15 protein-coding genes are annotated in these 18,727 nt (G+C 51.2%); 8 read left to right on the forward strand and 7 right to left on the reverse strand.

Translation table 11 applies throughout. The features are described from left to right. The first annotated feature begins 13 nt into the window (after nucleotides 1-13). Nucleotides 14-1,096: a DNA polymerase IV gene (gene dinB, locus CWI70_RS07555; RefSeq protein WP_126771953.1), complete on the forward strand. Its 1,083-nt coding sequence runs from the start codon at nucleotides 14-16 to the stop codon at nucleotides 1,094-1,096. On the opposite strand, the gene CWI70_RS07560 is transcribed toward dinB, so the two are convergent. From CWI70_RS07560 to CWI70_RS07570, 3 genes are all read right to left on the reverse strand, one after another. After that, complete coding sequence (locus CWI70_RS07560; RefSeq protein ID WP_126771954.1) at nucleotides 1,093-2,130, reverse strand: PepSY-associated TM helix domain-containing protein; 1,038 nt, start codon at nucleotides 2,128-2,130, stop codon at nucleotides 1,093-1,095. The two genes, dinB and CWI70_RS07560, sit on opposite strands and share 4 nt — an antisense overlap. After that, nucleotides 2,130-4,247, reverse strand: a complete 2,118-nt coding sequence (locus CWI70_RS07565; protein ID WP_126771955.1) for a TonB-dependent receptor — start codon at nucleotides 4,245-4,247, stop codon at nucleotides 2,130-2,132. The genes CWI70_RS07560 and CWI70_RS07565 overlap by 1 nt, the downstream gene beginning before the upstream one ends. Before the next feature lie 119 nt (nucleotides 4,248-4,366). Then, nucleotides 4,367-5,212 carry a MurR/RpiR family transcriptional regulator gene (locus tag CWI70_RS07570; RefSeq protein ID WP_126771956.1) on the reverse strand — a complete coding sequence of 282 codons (846 nt, stop codon included), beginning with the start codon at nucleotides 5,210-5,212 and terminating at the stop codon, nucleotides 4,367-4,369. Nucleotides 5,213-5,331: 119 nt separating this feature from the next. Between CWI70_RS07570 and CWI70_RS07575 the strand changes: the two genes are divergently transcribed. The 5 genes from CWI70_RS07575 to CWI70_RS07595 all read left to right on the forward strand — a co-directional run bounded on the left by CWI70_RS07575 (nucleotide 5,332) and on the right by CWI70_RS07595 (nucleotide 12,073). After that, a complete protein-coding gene (locus CWI70_RS07575) occupies nucleotides 5,332-6,708 on the forward strand; it encodes a Na+/H+ antiporter NhaC family protein (RefSeq protein ID WP_126771957.1) in 1,377 nt (458 codons plus the stop codon). A 15-nt stretch (nucleotides 6,709-6,723) separates the two neighbouring features. Next, a complete protein-coding gene (locus CWI70_RS07580; RefSeq protein WP_126771958.1) occupies nucleotides 6,724-8,322 on the forward strand; it encodes a serine hydrolase in 1,599 nt (532 codons plus the stop codon). A 14-nt stretch (nucleotides 8,323-8,336) separates the two neighbouring features. Then, entirely contained in the window at nucleotides 8,337-9,440 is a 1,104-nt protein-coding gene (gene alr, locus CWI70_RS07585; RefSeq protein WP_126771959.1) for an alanine racemase, read from the forward strand. Between the two features lie 74 nt (nucleotides 9,441-9,514). Further along, a complete protein-coding gene (locus tag CWI70_RS07590) occupies nucleotides 9,515-10,957 on the forward strand; it encodes an SH3 domain-containing protein (RefSeq protein ID WP_198677667.1) in 1,443 nt (480 codons plus the stop codon). A gap of 12 nt (nucleotides 10,958-10,969) precedes the next feature. After that, the gene (locus CWI70_RS07595; RefSeq protein ID WP_126771961.1) at nucleotides 10,970-12,073 is read left to right on the forward strand and encodes a dipeptide epimerase; all 1,104 of its coding nucleotides are present in this window, start codon (nucleotides 10,970-10,972) and stop codon (nucleotides 12,071-12,073) included. Here the strand turns inward: CWI70_RS07595 and CWI70_RS07600 are convergent. From CWI70_RS07600 to CWI70_RS07610, 3 genes are all read right to left on the reverse strand, one after another. Next, complete coding sequence (locus CWI70_RS07600; protein ID WP_126771963.1) at nucleotides 12,039-12,476, reverse strand: YqaA family protein; 438 nt, start codon at nucleotides 12,474-12,476, stop codon at nucleotides 12,039-12,041. The genes CWI70_RS07595 and CWI70_RS07600 overlap by 35 nt on opposite strands. 9 nt (nucleotides 12,477-12,485) lie before the next feature. Then, nucleotides 12,486-14,567, reverse strand: coding sequence for a S9 family peptidase (locus tag CWI70_RS07605; RefSeq protein ID WP_126771964.1), 2,082 nt, complete (start codon nucleotides 14,565-14,567; stop codon nucleotides 12,486-12,488). Nucleotides 14,568-14,681: 114 nt separating this feature from the next. Then, the gene (locus CWI70_RS07610) at nucleotides 14,682-15,182 is read right to left on the reverse strand and encodes a TIGR00645 family protein (protein ID WP_126771966.1); all 501 of its coding nucleotides are present in this window, start codon (nucleotides 15,180-15,182) and stop codon (nucleotides 14,682-14,684) included. A 206-nt stretch (nucleotides 15,183-15,388) separates the two neighbouring features. Here CWI70_RS07610 and CWI70_RS07615 point away from each other — a divergent pair, with 206 nt between their 5' ends. Together CWI70_RS07615 and cydB are read left to right on the forward strand one after the other, a co-directional pair. Continuing rightward, the gene (locus CWI70_RS07615; protein WP_126771968.1) at nucleotides 15,389-16,780 is read left to right on the forward strand and encodes a cytochrome ubiquinol oxidase subunit I; all 1,392 of its coding nucleotides are present in this window, start codon (nucleotides 15,389-15,391) and stop codon (nucleotides 16,778-16,780) included. A 2-nt stretch (nucleotides 16,781-16,782) separates the two neighbouring features. Next, on the forward strand, nucleotides 16,783-17,784 hold the full coding sequence (gene cydB, locus CWI70_RS07620) for a cytochrome d ubiquinol oxidase subunit II (protein WP_126771969.1): 1,002 nt from the start codon (nucleotides 16,783-16,785) through the stop codon (nucleotides 17,782-17,784). An 84-nt stretch (nucleotides 17,785-17,868) separates the two neighbouring features. On the opposite strand, the gene CWI70_RS07625 is transcribed toward cydB, so the two are convergent. Further along, nucleotides 17,869-18,693 (reverse strand): prephenate dehydratase, encoded by an 825-nt coding sequence (locus CWI70_RS07625; protein ID WP_126771971.1) that lies wholly within the window; start codon nucleotides 18,691-18,693, stop codon nucleotides 17,869-17,871. Nucleotides 18,694-18,727: the final 34 nt, after the last annotated feature.

Here is an 18,727-nt window from a genome sequence, read left to right on the forward strand (position 1 = left end):
AACATTTCGTTGCATGTCTTCTCCAGCAAATACTATTACGCGGAAAATTGCTCTATTAGATCTCGACGCTTTCTTTGCCAGTGCCGAGGTTCTGCGTGATCCGAGCCTACGCAACAAACCGTTTGCGGTCGGCGGTGGGAGCGAACGCGGTGTCGTTGCTACGGCCAATTATTTAGCACGAGAGTTTGGCGTACGTAGCGCCATGTCAGGCGCACATGCGCGCCGCTTATGTCCACACTTGCACTTTGTACCACCTGATCACCGCTATTATCGCGAGTTATCAAAACAAGTTCTCGCTGTGTTACGTGACGTTACCGAGATCGTTGAACCGGCGTCAATTGATGAGTTCTATCTCGACTTAACCGACAACCAAACCTTCCAAGGGAGTGCTTCCTTAACCATGGAAGCGATACGCAAGCGATTACGCGACATGGGACTCACCGCGTCGGCTGGAATTAGCTGTCAGAAAATGGTGGCGAAGATCGCCAGTGAAGAACGCAAGCCGGACGGACAGTTTGTTGTACCTCCAGATCAAGTTGTCGCTTACATTGGCGAGTTAAGCCTGAAACGTATTCCTGGTGTCGGGCCCAAAAGTCTGGAGCGCTTACAAAATGCAGGTTTTTATTTAGGTAAGGATATTCAGCAAGCAGATATCAATCGCTTACAACGCTTACTAGGCGAAAAAGCCGGTTGGCTTTTGTATCAGCGTTGCAGCGGTCATGACCCCAGACCAGTGGTGACCGAGCGCACCCGAAAAAGTATCGGTTGCGAAGAAACCCTCAGGCATGATTTCCAGCATTTGCGCCAAGTGGAAAGTTTTCTCGACCAAGTTCTTTTACCGCAACTGCAAAAACGTACCGGCCAATCACGTTGGCAGGACGTGCCGATTAAGAGTCAAACGGTAAAGCTCAAATTCAGTGATTTTCAACAAACAACGGTTTCTAAAACAGCCAAAAATGCATCACCGAGTTTGTTTTATCAGCTTTTGCGCGAAGCTTGGGATCGGCGCCAGCAGCGCGGTGTCCGCCTGATCGGTATTAGTATCACCCTACCTGACCCCGACGAACAATTACAGTTAGAGCTGGATCTCGACTAACGGTGTAAACGCCGACGCCACCAAAACCACACCCCAGTGAGCGGTAACAGCATCAAGACCAAGCCACCCAACAGCGTCGCGATAAGCCAAAAGCTGCCGCCAACCGCGGCCACATGCAACGGGTAGACCATTTGTGACAATTGGAAGCCGAAGGACTTACTACGCACGTCGTCAGCACGCACCAAGGGGCCATGATCAGCAAAAACTAAGTAGCTGCGGCCATTAGGATGCCATTCCTCTGCATGCTGTAGGCGCATACGATACTGACCTTCGGCGGTCGGCGTTAAGTACACCAAGCGTGGGGTTTGTTGCGGCCAATAGTGTTGAGCAATGTTCAATCGCTGCTGCCAGTTAGCGGCATCTTGCTGAGGAAAGGGTGTTACCTGCACCGCCTCGGCTTCTGGTAGTAATCGAGCTAATCCGCTACTTACAGCCGTCGGATACATGATCGCGGTACCGGTGATAAGCAAGACCGTGATGGGGACGATGAAAATCACCCCACTACTGCGGTGCAATTGCCACAAGGTCGCGATGAACTGGCGTTGGCTCGGCTTTGCAAAGCGCACAGAAAGAACGCGCCAGCTCCAGTGCCGAGGCCACCAACGCACAACACCAGTAATAACCAGTATGAGACTCAGCAGTCCCAGTACGCCCATGATGTCTTTACCAAGCTCATGTAACAATAAGTGGTGATGAAATTCGACCATCCACGACACCCAGTCACCGAACATTGGTCGCGTTAGCAGCTGTTTACCTGCGCCATTAAAATAAAAGATAGTGCCTGCTCCATCCACTACCTCGATCCAAGGTTTGTCGGCACGGGGTAAAAACGCATATCCTGCAGAAAAACGATCGTAGACCGTCGCAGCTTCGGCAATGGAAGGCATTATGGTATTACGCAACTGCGGATACTGCAGCTGTAGAAGTTCGGTCTTGTACAACAGCAAAGTGCCGGTCAACGCGACCAGCACCATCCACAAAGCAAGGGTAAGGCCGAGCCACTTGTGTACTCGGCCAAAACCATGACGCCACATTAGAATTGGTAGCTCCAATTCACGCTAACGGTACGGCCACGACCAGCGAAGTTACGTGAGTCAGGCCCTACTGTTTGGGCGTAGTAGGTAAAGTAAAACTCGTCCAGTAAGTTCTCAACACCGACCGTAAACTGGCCGTAATCGAGCGTTTCGATCAACACCTGCGCATCTAAGGTTTCATAGCCCTCAAAGTTATTGATGGCCTGCGCACCACTGTAAATGTCGCGATCGAACAACATATTATATTGCACACGACTGCTGACTAATGCGCCCCACTGCTGCTCCCAAAATAGATTGGCGCGCTCTGGCGCAATATTTCGGCCACCGAGTTCCGCATCAACACGATCATCGCCATCACTGTCGTACTCACCATTGGTTTTGGCATAGTTCACACCAAAGTTGGTATCGGGCGAATAGGCGTAGCTCGCGCTCAATTCATAACCATCGATTTCGGTACGTTCACGTTTGACACTATAGAAGCCTTCGGCGTCTGCTTGTAAACGTGCCCCTAGGTCAGAGTCGGACATAAAGTAGCTGGCACTAAAAGCCATTGCCGAACTGCGATACTCAATCCCTACTTCACGATTATCAGCGATCACTGGCTGTAAATCTAAAAAGCTGTTTACGCTCAAGCCTGGCTCATTGATACCGCGCAAAACGCGGCCAACATCAGGCATGCTGAAGCCTTCTGAGTAGCTCGCAAACACGCGCCAGTCGTTGGTAAGCTCGTAGACCACACCGGCATTCGGTAGTAACTCATTGAACGATGGTTCGCCACCTTCAACAAAGACACTGCCGTAGCTTGCAAGAGTGGTAAAGTCATCCACGTTTAACTTGCCGTATTCATAACGCAAGCCGGCGCTTAACGTTAAACCATCTGCCTGATAGCGCAACTGGGTAAACGGTGCCCAGTTTTTGAAGCTCGTTTCGGGTACCCATTTGCGTCCTGTTTGCGCTAGCTCTTGAAACGTCGTGTCGTTCAGGTAATCCAAGCCTGCAGTCATATCAATGGGTGAATCACCGACGTTGGCCCAGTTCATGGTCAAACGCGAGCCATACTTCTCAGAGTCATTACGCGACTGATCGAACAGGTTTTCACCATAGGCAGGGTCTTGGAAAGTCCCATAAGTACCGCCGCCGTAGAGTGCCGAAAAGTCCTGCGAAAATAACTGCCAATTTAAATCCGCACCTAACACGCTAGCGTTGCGGTACGTCAACGTCGCAGTGGTAACTTTATTTCGCGGGGCATCACCTGCGGTTGGCTCTTCTATTGAAAGGGTCGGCTCGCCAGCCGCACGGTCGCCGCCTTGTGACGAGAAATCACCATTACCTTCCATGTCGAAGTGATTGATCATCGCTTCAATGCTTTGCTGCGAATCAATGCGATAGCCCAACTTGGCAAAGACATCGTAGCTTTCCGAGTCCATGGTATCGCCCTGCGCAGTATCAACACCAATGAAGTCGCCGTTACCATCAACATACATGCCGGTGCTACGCAACTGCACGCCTGCCACCGCTGAAACATCACCTGATGCGGCACGTACCAGATAACCTGCGCGATAACCCAAACCGTCGTTTGACTCGCTGGTTGGCGCGCTAAAGCCAGCCGTTACTTCATGCTCAGCGCCTTGGGTTGCTGACTTGGTAATAATGTTGATGATACCGCCGCTCGCACCCAACCCTTGGATGGCGCTCGCACCGTGAATAATTTCTACCCGTTCAATCATCAGTGGGTCAATGGTATAAGCCGCGCGCGCACCATTACGCAAAGGATTCGACTGCGGTACACCGTCGATCAGATAAAGTGGCTCACGGCCACGCAAGGTCTCACCAGAACTGGTGAGTTTCTGCCGTGATGGTGAAAAAGCAGGTACCAAATTGCCCAGCACATCAGATAGTGAATCGGCGCTTGCGAGTTGCTGGCGTAGGTCTTCGCCATCAATCACCGTTACCGTTGCCGGAACACTTGCCGCCGTCTGCTCAGTGCGTGTTGCGGTAATCTTGATGCGCTCATCAGCGCTTACCGGTTCACTACTCGCTTGGGCCTGTGCTTGAGGCATGAATACAGGGCTTGCCAACAAGGTGGCAATGGTAAGACTCAACAAAGATTTCTGCATGATCACGAATCCTATCGGCGCAAAAGTTACGGAATAAATAAAGTGCGCCAATGATAACGATTCGCATTTATAGATCAATACCTAAATGGGAATAGTTTGTATTTACTTTTGGGTTAGAGCTATTTTGTATCGAGTAAATTGTGTGAATTCATGCTTTCTTCTAACAAGCTGTCGACTTTAAGTGCTTGGCACATTTGCACATATAAAACATGACACAGATGTTGCATGCCCAGTTGCATAAGTAAACTGTCAGTCCGCACGTGCGTATCGCCGCCTAAAGCGAATAACGGAATATCCGCCAAAATACTGGTAGGGTTGTTGCCATAGCGCGTCAGTGAAATCACCTTAGCGCCTTTACTTTTCGCTTGCCGTACAATTTTTAGGATATCGCTATTCTGCCCGCCATCACTGACCACAAAAAGCACGTTGCCTTCACTTAATGTTGTTGCCATTTGGATCTGTAAAGCTGGGTCGGTGCTACTTAACGTAACTTTGCCCATTTGCATCAGCCGTAAAACAAAATCTTTAGCTACAATCGCCGATTTACCAAATCCGGCCACTTGGATCGTGTCCGCAGCGATTAACAACTTTAGCGCCTGCTGTAATTTTTCAATCTCGTTCAAATCTGCAACACCTTGCAACACAGCATAAGTCGCGTCACGCAGTTCGCGAAAGGAGCTGGCAATAGAACGCTCTTGTGATGGATGGCTTGCCACGCTACGCTGCTGGTTCGATGCTGAAACAACAGCTTCATTCACGGCAAACTTCAGATCAGGATAGCCTCGATAACCGAGTTTTTGACTAAACTTAACCACGCTCGATTGGCTAACGCCTATTGCATCGGCCAATTGTTGCGACGAGTAGTCGCGTAATAAGTGCGTGTTATCGAGAATAAAATCAGCTAATTTGCGTTCTATAAGTGACATATCGTCACGCATGGCGCGGATTTTCAGTAAACAAGACATAGGCGCACGCTTATCTTCATAATCTATGAAAGTGAGTAGACCATATTGAATAATTTATTACTGGTTGGCAATATGGTCGGCAAAAATCCACCTACAACTACAAAACCAAGGTTGCTTTTATGAGCTGGATGTCCGTGCTACCCCCGTTGGTAGCAATTATCGTGGTGTTCTGGCGCAAAGAGGTTATTGTCGCTCTTTTGCTTGCCATTGTTACCTCCGAACTACTTTTAACCTGGCAAGGCGGTGAACCGTTAATCTACACGTTTGTGGCCACGATTGAACGCATTATTTCGGTATTTGGCTCGGCGGGGAATACTCGCATCTTGATTTTTAGCCTTATGGTTGGCGCATTACTCGCTTATATTCGCGAGTCTGGTGGGGTTGCCGCAACGGTGGAAGCGCTGCTTGCCAAGGGCCTAGGCCGTACCAAACGATCGGCAAGCTTAATGACCGTTTTTACCGGTATTTTTGTCTTCATTGAATCGAATCTCAGTGTCTTAACGGCCGGTATTCTATCGCGTGGTTTGTTCGAAAAGCTCGGCATGAGTAAGGCGCGCCTCGCCTACATTATCGATAGTACCAGTGCCCCAATTTGTATTTTGATTCTACTCAATGGTTGGGGTGCGTACATTCTTGGCATGCTGGATCAACAAGATCTACCAGGCTCAAGCGTTAGCACCTTGTGGAGCACTATTCCTTTCAATTTTTATGCACTCGTGACGCTAATTATTGTGTTCTACACTGCCTTTAGCGGGCGCGTACATGGCCCAATGCGTAAACTTGAAGAACAACAGCCTGAAGAACATAAGGATATTCCAGAGCATGTGCCGAGCAATAGCAAAGCGCGCTTCATGTTGGTCCCACTTACAGTCATGGTCGTGGGCATGGTGGCCTTTATGTTTGGCACGGGCGGTGGCGACATTACCCAAGGTGACGGTTCCAAATCGGTACTCTATGCAACCGTATTGGCATGTGTAGTGGCCTATTTCATGTTGATTACCAGTCGCCGCAACAGCCACAAGCAACTGGTCGATATCGGCTTTAAAGGCATGAGCGAATTGCTACCTCTAGTTTCGATTGTCCTACTGTCATTGGCACTCGGCGCAAGCTTACGTGAGCTCGGTACGGGCGTCTTTTTGGCTGGCTTAGTTGGCGAATTCTTACCGCTGTTCTTGATTGCGCCGATGTTGTTTATTGCTGGCGCGCTGATTTCGTTTACGACGGGGACCTCGTGGGGCACCTTCGCCATTCTCATTCCGATTGCGGCGCCGATGATCCTAGCGCTTGACCTGCCTGCCCCGTTGCTGCTTGCAGCAGTGCTTGGTGGTGGCGTGTTTGGTGACCATTGCTCGCCCATTTCAGATACCACCGCAGTCTCGGCGCTGGCGTCAGGCTGTGATCTGCTTGAGCACGTGCGCACGCAGTTGCCGTACGCACTTACCGCCGGCTCGATCACTCTAGTACTCTACGTGGTCACTAGTTTAGTCATGATTTAATAAGGAGCTACAGGTATGTCAGTTCTTAGCACTAAACGAACTTTAATCAGCAGTCTAGCGCTCAGCGCTAGCCTTGCACTCGGCGGCACCGTTGCCGCCGAGCCAAGCGAGATCACACCTGAGAAAATCAACGAAACTGCGGCACGTGTCATGAATGCCTATACGGTACCTGGCATGGTTGTTGGTATTGTTGAGGGCGATCAGGTCGTGTTCGCCGAAAGTTACGGTGTACAAGAAGTCAATGAATCCGCACCCGTGACCGAAAAGACGTTGTTTAAAATCGCTTCGGTTACGAAAAACTTCACTACCGCAGCGCTCGCGTTGCTCGTCGACCAAGGCAAGATTAGCTGGGACGACCCGGTGATTGATCACCTTCCGGAGTTCCGCGTGCAAGACCCTTGGATCACGCGCAATTTCACCATTCGCGACCTATTGATTCACAAAAGCGGGCTTGGCCTCGGTGCCGGCGATTTAATGTTTTGGCCAACACCGAACAACTTTACCCGCGAAGATATCTTAAACGGCTTGCGTTACCTGCCTATGGAAGGCGGTTTTCGTACCAAGTACGCCTACGACAATATTCTTTATGTGATTGCCGGAGAACTGACTGAACGCGTCACTGGGCAACGTTGGGAGACCTTTGTCGAGGAAAACCTGATGCGTCCGCTCGGGATGGAGTATTGTTTTGCCGGACCCGTGCCCGACGACTACAAAAAGCATATTGCACAACCACACGGCTGGTTAAACGAAGAACCCACAGTCGTACGTCGCGATTTTGCCGATGATTACTTAACTTCCGCGCCGGCCGGTGGCATTCGTTGCTCGCTACAAGCGATGACCAAGTGGATGAAAATGCATAATGCGCGAGGGGCTTACGTCACCGAAGATGGCGCGCAAAAGCAGCTCATTAGCGCCAAGCAACATGCCGAAATGTGGTCGCCACAAACGATTATGAATGTCGGCTCACGCGCTTATGAATGGGATAATACGCATTTTGCTGCTTACGGTTTAGGCTGGCGTATGCACGATGTCGACGGCTTATTACGCATTCACCACACCGGTACGCTGCACGGCATGAATGCTTATTTGTCGTTTTTCCCCGAACTCGACACCGCTTTTTTAGTGTTGCTGAACCGCTCGCACAGCGATGCCCGCACCGCGATGATGCAGACGCTTATCAAAGCCTATACCGATGCACCTGAACGCGATTGGTTAGCAGCAGTGCAAGAATGGCGCGAGCAAGTCAGCCAGCGCCGCGCCGCGAGCTTTGCAGAGCCCGAAACTAGCCCGGTAACTGCTGAGCAAGCTGCTCGGGTGGTCGGTGAATATGTCGACCCTTGGTTTGGTCACGTCAGTGTCACTTGGCAGGACAACAAGCTGCGTTGGACGTCGCATCGCTCCGAACGCATGGCCGGCGAGCTTTTTCATGTCAAAGGCGATACCTTTGCCGCACGCTGGGACGACCGCACGCACCATGCCGATGCCTTTGTGCGTTTCACCAGCTCGTTACGTGGTGACATCGAGGGCATGATCATGGCACCGATTGATCCCGACGCGGATTGGAGCTTCGATTTCGAAGACCTGAATTTTAGCAAACAGCCTCAGTCTGAGTAGGAAGTGCAAACTGCATGAGTAATGGCTTACATTTTCGCCCGACACGGGCCGAAATCGATTCCGACGCATTGCGTCATAACGCTGCAATGGCTCGCAAACATGCGGGCCATTGTAAGTTGTTGGGGGTGATAAAAGCGAATGGTTACGGCCATGGCGCCGTCGAAGTCGCGCACGCCATTAATGGCAGCGTGGATGCCTACGGTGTCGCTTTTATCGATGAAGCATTGAAACTACGTGATGCCGGTTTTACACAACCCATCGTGCTCCTTGAAGGCTGTTTTTCCGAAGCTGAACTCCCGGTCTGCGCCCACTACAACTTGCAACCCGTGGTGCACCAGCAACAACAGCTCGATGCGATTTTGCAAGCACGGCTGGTAAAGCCGCTCGCCGTCTGGCTCAAAGCTGACACTGGCATGCACCGGTTAGGCTTTAGTCCTGACGAGGTTGAGCGAGTTAGTCAACAACTTGAAAACTGCCCACAAATAGCAAGCGTCACGCTCATGACGCACTTTGCCAATGCCGATGTCACTCATCATCCGCTTAATGAAGCACAGCTTGACCGTTTTAATGAAGTTTGTGCGCGCACGACGCCCGCTCGCGCTTTGAGTGCCGCGAACACTGCGGCTCTGCTCAGTAGTGTGCTCGATTTGGGCGACGAAGCCTCACAATGGTGTCGCACTGGTATCATGCTGTATGGCGTTGACCCCACCGACAGCGCTACCCCAATGTCTTTACTACCGAGTATGCGCTTAGTTGCCCCGGTTATGGCGATTCGCGAGGTTCCAAAAGGTGCCGCGGTTGGCTATGGCAGTACTTGGGTCGCGGAACGCGACAGTCGTATTGCAACGCTGGCGATAGGCTATGCCGATGGCTATCCACGCCACGCACCCAATGGCACACCGGTGTGGCTGAATGGCCAGCAGGTACCACTAGCGGGCACGGTATCAATGGACATGATAACGGTCGATGTGACTGACTTAGCGCAAGTAAACGTTGGCGACGAAGCCGAACTCTGGGGTCCTCATTTGTCGGTTGCAACGGTCGCAGACGCCATTGGCACCATCACTTATGAGCTATTAACACGGGTAAGTGAAAGAGTTCCTCGCCACTATAAATAATTTATGCCAAAATAGAGCGTGTATAGGAATAATATTCCTTCAATGAGATTCAACATGCTCGCTAGGGAGTTACTGTGAAAAAACTTGCACTCGCATTCGCCATCAGTCCGCTTTTGCTGGCTTGCAGCCAAGCAGAGCAAGCGACTACCAGCTCAACGCCCGACGCTTCAGCGGCGGTCGCAGCTGCACCAACACAGCAGTTACCCAACTATTCCACCGACGTCATTGGTGTCGAGCAGCGCTATTTAGAGCCCGAATTTTGGCTGCAACGTGTCGAACAACCGCATGCGCTAGTCATGACGCCCGACGAAATCGCCGACTTCAACGCACGCTCGTATCGCTTGCAAGACGAGATGGTGTATTTAAACGAACTACCTGACGCCTATTCCGCAGCCGAACTAACCACAAAAATTGATAGCATCAGTGGCTTGCCAAGCTACCCACGGCACTACGCCGATGGTCGTCAAGCAACCACTGACGAACTGCAAGCTTATCGCGACGCAAGTAACTTTGCCGGTATTGCCGAGACGAACCCGGTTCGCTTCGGTTTAGTCGTCCGACGCACTCCAATGCGCACTTTCCCAACGCTCGATAAATTGTACAGTGAAGATCTCGATACCGACATCGATCGCTTTCAAGAAACTGGCGTGTTCCCAGGTATGCCGCTGGCAATCTTGCATACGAGCAGCGACGGTGAATGGTATTTGGCGCAGTCGTATCACTACTTAGCTTGGATTCAAGCCAAGCACGTGGCGATTGGACCGCGCGAAGAGGTTTTGGCATTCGCCGAAAAAGAACCGTTTGCTGTCATAACGGAAGCGAAAGTGCATACCAATTACACGCCGAGCATGCCAGCAGTGTCAGAAGTCCAGCTCGACATGAGTACGCGACTGCCATTGTTAAGCGCTGAGCAAACCGGCCATAACGTGCATGGGCAAAACCCATTTGCCAGCTACACCGTTGAAATGCCAATCCGTGATGCCAATGGCGATTTGGCCTTTACGCCTGCACTGATCCCGCGACATAACGACGTTAACGTTGGGTATATACCCTATACCGAAGCCAACGTTATCACCCAAGCCTTTAAATTCTTAGGTGAACGCTATGGTTGGGGCCATGATTACAACGCCCGTGACTGTACTGGCTTCGTGCTTGAGGTCTATCGCAGCATGGGCATCGCTATGCCACGTAACTCGAGTCAGCAAGGTTACGGCGACTACGGTCAAAATGTGGTGTATGACGACAGCAGCAGTAACCAAGAGAAGCTCGAACGCCTCGATAACGCCAATGTGGGGGATTTGATTTACCTTCCTGGCCATGTGGTGATGTACCTTGGCAAGCTCAATGGCGAACATTACGTCATTCATGACGTGCACGGTCTAAGCTACACTGATAGCAATGGCGACTACTACGAAGGCACGCTCAACGGCGTTTCGGTCACACCTTTGACCACACTAGGTTTTGGCAAAAATGACACCTACCTTGACCGCATCTACGCGATCAAGTCGGTACGCTAAACAGGACAACTTATGAAAATTACTGATATCAAACTTGCGAAGTTACGCGTGCCGTTAAAAACGCCTTTCAAAACGGCTCTGCGCACTGTTGAATCGATTGAAGACATTGTGGTGATGGTGCATACCGACACTGGACATGTGGGTTATGGCGAAGCGCCAGCGACAGCGGTGATTACTGGCGACACGCATGGCTCGATTATTGAAGCGATCGACCGCATCATTAAGCCAAAAATTGTGGGCCAAGAAATTTCCGAGCTTAACCACATTGTTGGCTTGATCCAAAACTGTATTATTCGCAATTACAGTGCGAAAGCGGCGGTTGAAATGGCGGTGTATGACCTTTGGGGTCAACTCTACGATGCGCCGTTGTACAAGATGTTAGGTGGCGGCGTGCCAACCATTTCCACCGACATCACCATTAGCGTCGACTACATCGATAAAATGGTCGCAGATTCGCTTGAAGCCATCGATCGCGGTTTTGAAACCTTAAAAATCAAAGTTGGCAAAGATATTGGTGTCGACATTGAACGCGTCAAAGCAATTTACGCTGCCGTCGAAGGCAAAGCCTTGTTACGCCTCGATGCCAACCAAGGTTGGACTGCAAAAGAAGCGGTCTACGCGTTGAATAAGCTGGAAGATGCCGGCGTGCGCTTAGAACTGGTCGAGCAACCGGTGAAAGCGCGCGACATCGACGGCATGAAATTCATTACCGAGCGCGTCAATACCCCAGTTATGGCCGATGAAAGTAGCTTTGGCCCGCGTGAGGTGATTGAGCTTATCAAAATGCGGGCGGCTGACATTATCAATATTAAGCTTATGAAAACCGGCGGTATTTCCAACGCGATCAAAATCGCTGACATCTGCTCTGTCTACGACATGCAGTGTATGATTGGCTGTATGCTGGAGTCGAGCATCAGCGTTTCTGCGGCGGTTCACTTGGCAGTCGCCAAGTCGAATGTCATCACTAAGATCGATCTTGATGGGCCATCGCTGTGTGCCTTTGACCCTGTTGAAGGTAGCGTGAAATTTAAAGAGTCAGAGATTTCGATAAGTGACGCGCCCGGCTTAGGCGTACAGTCAGTTAAGGGTCTTGAGCCGATAAACCTAGAAAGCTAAGCGCCCCAAGCAGCAGGGCATAGCGCCCTGCTTTGCTTATCCACACAATCACTAAAAATTGCCAAAATCGCAGCCGAAGCATCCCCGCGATGAACGTCAGTGTATCGCCAATAAACGGCGCCCACGCCAGTAATAATGACCACTTGCCATAGCGCTCAAACCACCAGTGTCCGCGCGCTAACGCTTTACCTTTAAACGGGAACCAACGTTGGTCTTGGTAATGCAGTAAATAACGGCCTAAACCGTAATTCACCACACTACCTAAGGTATTCCCCAGCGAGGCCACCAGCCAAATCAGCCAAGGGTTGTACCCAAGTTGCTGTGCCGTCACCACCAGAATTTCTGATTGTGCTGGCAACAAGGTAGCCGCTAAAAAGGCCACCATGAACAAACTTAGGTACATGACCGCACCTTAGTCTTTCTGATAACGCTTAAACCAAGCCAGCGTGTGCTCGGTTTTCGCGATAATGCGCGATGGTTTCGCCGTGACGCCATGATAAGCATCAGGTACGCGCACCATCACTGTAGGCACTTTTTGTAACTGCAGTGCTTGATAGAACTGCTCGGTCTCAGCCATTGGCGTGCGGCGATCTTTCTCGCCTGTGAATAAGAGTACCGGTGTTTTGACGTTACCGACCAGCGACAATGGCGAACGTTTCCAGTAATGCTCAAGATCTTCCCACGGCAGCGCGGGAAACTGATTCTGGATCTGCCCAATAGAGCTGTCCGCAGTCAGCGTTTTACTCACCCAGTTAATGACCGGATTAGTCGCCGCTGCAGCATTGAAGCGATCGGTTAGACCCACCGCATAGGCAGTGGCAATACCACCCGCCGAGCCGCCAGCAATGAACAAGTTGTTGGGGTCGGCAATACCCATATCGATGAGTTTATCGATGCCTGACATATGGTCGGCGAAGTCGCGTTCAGAGGAATAATGGCCGTCGAGTAACATGGCAAAATCTTTGCCATAAGACGTGCTACCGCGATAATTCACATACAACACTACATAGCCTTCAGCAGCATAGCGTTGATGTTCAGCGGCGAAGAACGGCCCGTAAGACAGGTGTGGTCCACCGTGAATTTCAACCATCGTTGGATAGCGCTTACCTTCCTCATAACCCGGCGGCAAAATGTACCAGCCTTGGATGTCAGTTCCATCAAACGACGATTGGTAATTGATTTCGCGCACTTCGCCTAAGTCGCGATGCGCCAGCACATCATCATTTAAAGCGGTCAAGCTACGCACTGTTCCCTCAATTTGCACGGCAACATTGGCGAGGTCATAAGCTGAGGCCTGGGTATAAGCAATCGCGCCGGTATCGGCCGCAACTGAGTACATGCCCATGGTGTAAGGACGGCTGGCGTAGATACCACCGACATCGTTCACGCGGGTGCTAAGTTCACCGGCTAAATTTACGTCGGCGACCTTGATACGCCCACGATCGGCGTATTGTACGGTCAACTGATCACTGCCCACCCACTGTGGACTTTCGAGTGAACGGTCAAAGTCATCAACAATGGCTTCCACCGCGCCCGAGCTCAACACCATGCGATGCAAACTCGCATTGCGATAGGGTTCCGCAGCGTTGCCGCCATGTAAAAAGGCTAGCTGCTCACCGTTCGCCGATAGCGTGCTGGCGTATTCATCGCCCGGCCAGTCGGTGAGCTGAGTCAGACTGTTATCAGCGAGACTGACTTGCCACAGGTCGCTCTCGCGCGACTGATACTCCCAGTCTTTAGTGCGGTTCGCACTGAAAACGATAGCTGAATTATCGGCGAGCCACGTCAGCGGGCCGCGATGCTGAAACGGTCCAGTGGTGACCTGACGCGCGCTACCGCCCTCGCTTGGTACAACAAATACTTGGCTATACGACGACGGCATCACACCGCGGCCGTCACGCTGGTACAAAGTCCGTTCGACAATAATCGGTGCTTTGCCCCACTTGGCTTTCTCTGGTTTCTTTACTGACTTCACGCTTTTGGCGAAATCACTTTTCGGTTCCGGCACCGCCATCATAAAGGCAAGTTGCTTGCCGTCACGTGACCAAGCCAATTGACTTGGGCTTTGCTGAACTTCAGTTACTGCCGCCGTGCGCTGTTCCTCAACCCAGAATACATGGATCTGGTTACGCCCTGAACGGTTTGAAGTGAAGGCCAAGCGCTTGCCATCGGGCGACCAGCTTGGATTACCATAGCTATGCTGATCGGCAAACAACGGGGTGTGTTGACCGGATTGGGTATCCACTAACCACAGGCTGCGACGCGTGCCGTCGGTCATGATATCGAAACTATTGCGCACGTAAGCCACATAACGGCCGTCCGGCGAAATTTGCACATCATTGGCAAATTCCAAGGCAAAAATGTCTTCCGCCTGTAGTTTACTGGTTACCGCAACAGTGTGATCTGCAGTTGCCGCTTGCTCTTGTGCCAAAGCAGGCCCGCTCGCCATACTGGTAGCAAGCAAACTCAAAGAAAAGAAAAGTTTTGCGTTCATAGGTCGCTCTCGTTGCCTGTTGATTTGCTTTTGTTGATAAAGGATAGGTCATGAGCCTACCGAACTATCAGCGCTTTAGGCAACGATTAACGACCAAGGTGACGAATTAAGAGATTAGTCGTCACCTTTCTTACGTGTGAGCTTATCGAGGTAGCCCATCGCGAACGCTGAGCCAACAAAAGTCAGGTGAATAATCACGTACCATTTGATCTTTTCTACATCGACATTGTCGGCGTTCATAAACACCTTCAACAAGTGAATCGATGAAATGGCAACAATCGACGCTGCAACTTTGTTTTTCAGGCCACCCGAATCAATCTTGCCTAACCAAGCCAATTTTTCGGTACCACCATCAATGTCGAGGGTTGAAACGAAATTTTCGTAACCACTGAGCATGACCATGACCAGCAAACCGCCAACCAAGGCGATGTCGATCAAAGTTAGCGTGAGCAGAATCAAATCCACTTCAGGCATCGTAAAAATAAGCGGAATCGCATGAAAAAGCTCCTGAAAAAACTTCACTCCCAGTAGCATCACCGCCAAACTCAGGCCCAAATAAATCGGCGCCAGTAACCAGCGCAGACTGTACATCAGGTTTTCGACCAAACGCTCCATGCAAACTCCAAAACTAAGCTCAATCAAATAAGTGGTATTAGTGTAACGCCTTGCTGTGTGGCTGACGAGATCTAATCTTCAGCTTGCCATACTTAAGGTAGGCCAACGCCTCAATAATAATCCTGCAAAAAGTAAGGTTTTTACCTATAAATTCCTAGCAGACCTCCTACAATTAAGTAGTTCCTAAATTATGTAGGGGTTGTCGCATGGTCGAAAGTCTTTTCTCCGATGCTGATGCACTGTTGTTGGCGCGCTTTCAGTTCGCTTTTACCGTTGCGTTTCACATTATTTTTCCTGCCTTCACCATTGGTATTGCCAGTTACCTTGCCGTGCTCGAGGGCTTATACCTAAAGACCCGTAATCCTGTTTACCAAAAGCTCTTCCGTTATTGGGTCAAGATCTTTGCCGTGGCCTTCGGTATGGGTGTGGTCTCCGGGATTGTGATGAGCTATCAATTTGGTACCAATTGGTCCGTGTTTTCCGATAAAGCCGGTCCAGTCATTGGCCCATTGATGGGCTACGAGGTGCTCACTGCCTTCTTCCTTGAAGCTGGTTTTCTAGGGGTGATGTTGTTCGGCATGAACCGCGTCGGAGAAAAGCTGCACTTTTTCGCCACCCTTATGGTCGCCATTGGCACCGCTATTAGTGCCTTCTGGATTTTGTCGGTGAACAGTTGGATGCAGACGCCCACTGGTTTCGCCATGAATGACGTCGGTCAATTTGTCGTCGAAGATTGGTTCGCGGTTATTTTTAATCCAAGCTTCCCCTATCGCTTAGCGCATATGCTACTTGCTGCTTACCTAACGACTGCCTTTGTAGTTGGCGGTGTTGGCGCTTGGCACTTGCTCAAAGAACGCAGCAATGCTGCGGCGCGCAAAATGTTCTCTATGGCCATGTGGATGGCGCTACTGGTTGCGCCATTGCAAGTCTTTGTTGGCGACTTGCACGGTTTGAATACCCAAGAACACCAACCTGCGAAGGTCGCGGCCATGGAAGGTCACTTTAAATCCGAAACCCAAGCACCGTTGTATTTGTTTGGTATGCCTAACATGGAAACCGCCGAAGTGGACTATGCAATCAAGGTTCCCGGCTTGGCGAGCTTAATTCTCAAGCACGACGTCAACGCCGAAGTCACTGGCCTGGACGCCTTCCCGCGCGATGAATGGCCACCAGTGCCAGTGGTGTTTTGGGCGTTCCGTATCATGGTCGGACTTGGCTTGCTTATGGTCGTGATCGGCCTATGGGCCGGCGTGCAACGCGCCCGCGGTAAACTCTACGATGCGTCGTGGTTGCATAAAGCTGCCATTGCCATGGCTCCCTCGGGCTTTGTTGCCGTCGTCGCCGGCTGGATCGTGACTGAAGTTGGCCGCCAGCCGTGGGTGATCTATGGCCTATTGCGTACAGAAGATGCGGCTTCCCCGATTGCCGCAGAGGGCGTTGGCGGCAGTCTACTGGCCTTTATCGTGGTGTACTTTTTGGTATTTGGCGCTGGGACCTTTTATATCTTGCGCAAAATGGCCGGTGATCCCGAAAATGTACACATTCCTGACTACGGCGGCGGCATGGCGGCTGAACGCCTAATGCACGAGGAGGACTAAGCATGGATTACGCACTTATCTGGGCTATTCTGATTTCGGTTGCAGTCTTCGCCTACGTTGCCTTAGACGGCTTCGACCTTGGCGTCGCCATGCTCTTTCCTTGGTTTAACAAGGAAGAAGAGCGCGACATTATGATGAACACCGTTGCCCCCGTTTGGGACGGCAATGAAACGTGGTTGGTGCTCGGTGGCGGCGGTTTGCTGGCGGTGTTCCCGTTAGCCTATGCCGTGCTTATGCCCGCTTTATACATGCCCGTTATTGCCATGTTACTTGGCCTCATTTTCCGCGGCGTCGCTTTCGAATACCGCTTCAAGACCAAGCGCGGTAAAAAACTTTGGGACTGGTCCTTTATCGTTGGATCTTTTGTTGCGGCCATGAGCCAAGGCATTATGCTCGGTGCCATGCTGCAGGGAGTAAAAGTTGTTGATCGCGCCTATGCCGGTGGCTGGTTCGATTGGTTGACGTGGTTTACCGTGTTCTGCGGCTTCGCCGTGGTGGTTGGCTACCTCTTACTGGGCGCCACGTGGCTCGTCATGAAGACCGAAGGCGCGTTGCAAGAACGCGCTTATCCGCTCGCCTACAAAGCAGGTGTCGGTCTATTCGCCTGTATCGTGTTCGTGAGCTTGTTCTTACCTTGGCAAGACGCCTACATTTACGAGCGCTGGTTCAGCTTCCCGACCTCTATCGGCTTATGGGTCTTACCCGTATTGTTGGTGGTGTTGACCATAGGCCTGCTGAACTCGCTTACCAAGAAGCAACAAGGCCGTCCGTACTTGTGGTCACTAGGCTTATTTTTGATTGCTTATAGTGGCTTCGCCGTGAGCATCTTCCCCTACTTAGTGCCGCGAGAAATCACCTTGTGGGAAGCCGCAGCACCGGATAACAGTTTAGTGTTTCTGCTGGTCGGTGCCGCCGTCTTGTTACCGATCATCTTTGCCTATACCGGCTACACCTACTGGGTGTTTCGCGGCAAAGTGCGTGCTGATTCGGGGTATCACGACTAATGGCAAAACAAACCTGGCAACGCCTCGGCTGGTTCCTCTTGCTTTGGCTCCTTGGCGTGGCCGCCGTCACTACTGTCGGCCTACTTATCCGCTGGGTGCTGCTTTAGGATAACTCCCCAAAACGAGCACCTTATTACGTAACTGAATCAGCGTTAGCGCGGCACGAATCGCGGTGTCATCGCGATGCCCTTCGCATTCTAGATAGAAGTGGTATTGCCCGAATTTCTGCCCGGTCGGACGGGATACCAGTGAGGTTAGGTTTACTCGGTAAGCGGCAAATACTTGCAGGTGTTCAACCAACAAGCCTGGGTGATCAGTATCGTCAATGATCAGTAGTGAGGTTTTGTAGTTCACACCTGCTTGCGGCGCTTCATGCTCGCCGCGCGGTTCGCGCACAGCAACAAAGCGCGTTTCATTGTGCGCATAGTCGGTAATGTCATGCTCAACATGCGTAAAATGGTGCTCGCCAAGACAGTGCTCCGGCACTACGGCTGCCGCAGGTTCGCGACTTTGTTGCAGCAATTGCAGCGCTTCACTATTGCTGGCGGTATTCATAATCGGCACATTGTAAGCGCTCAAACAGTCGCTGCACTGCCCTTGCGCGACAAACTGTGCGTAGATTTTCTCGGGCTGTGGATGGTTTGCTACCAGTGAAAAGCGCACCGGAATACTCAACTCACCGACAATCTCCAACGGCCGTTTTACAAAGGTATCGATGACCGGTGATACCATGCCTTCGACAATGTTTTCGATGGGCACCACGGCGAGATCAGCGTCGTGCGGTAACGCTTTCAGAACGCGCGCTAAAGCTGGGTAAAACGCTAACGTATAATCGTTTAACTGCCGTCCAAATTCACAGGCGGCAAGTTCTGAAAAGGTACCGGCGGGGCCCAATGTAGCAATGCGCATGAATAATCTCGTGGTTCGCTGAAGACAGTCTCTT

Source organism: Pseudidiomarina homiensis (genome assembly GCF_003987225.1).
Taxonomy (GTDB): Bacteria; Pseudomonadota; Gammaproteobacteria; order Enterobacterales; family Alteromonadaceae; genus Pseudidiomarina; species Pseudidiomarina homiensis.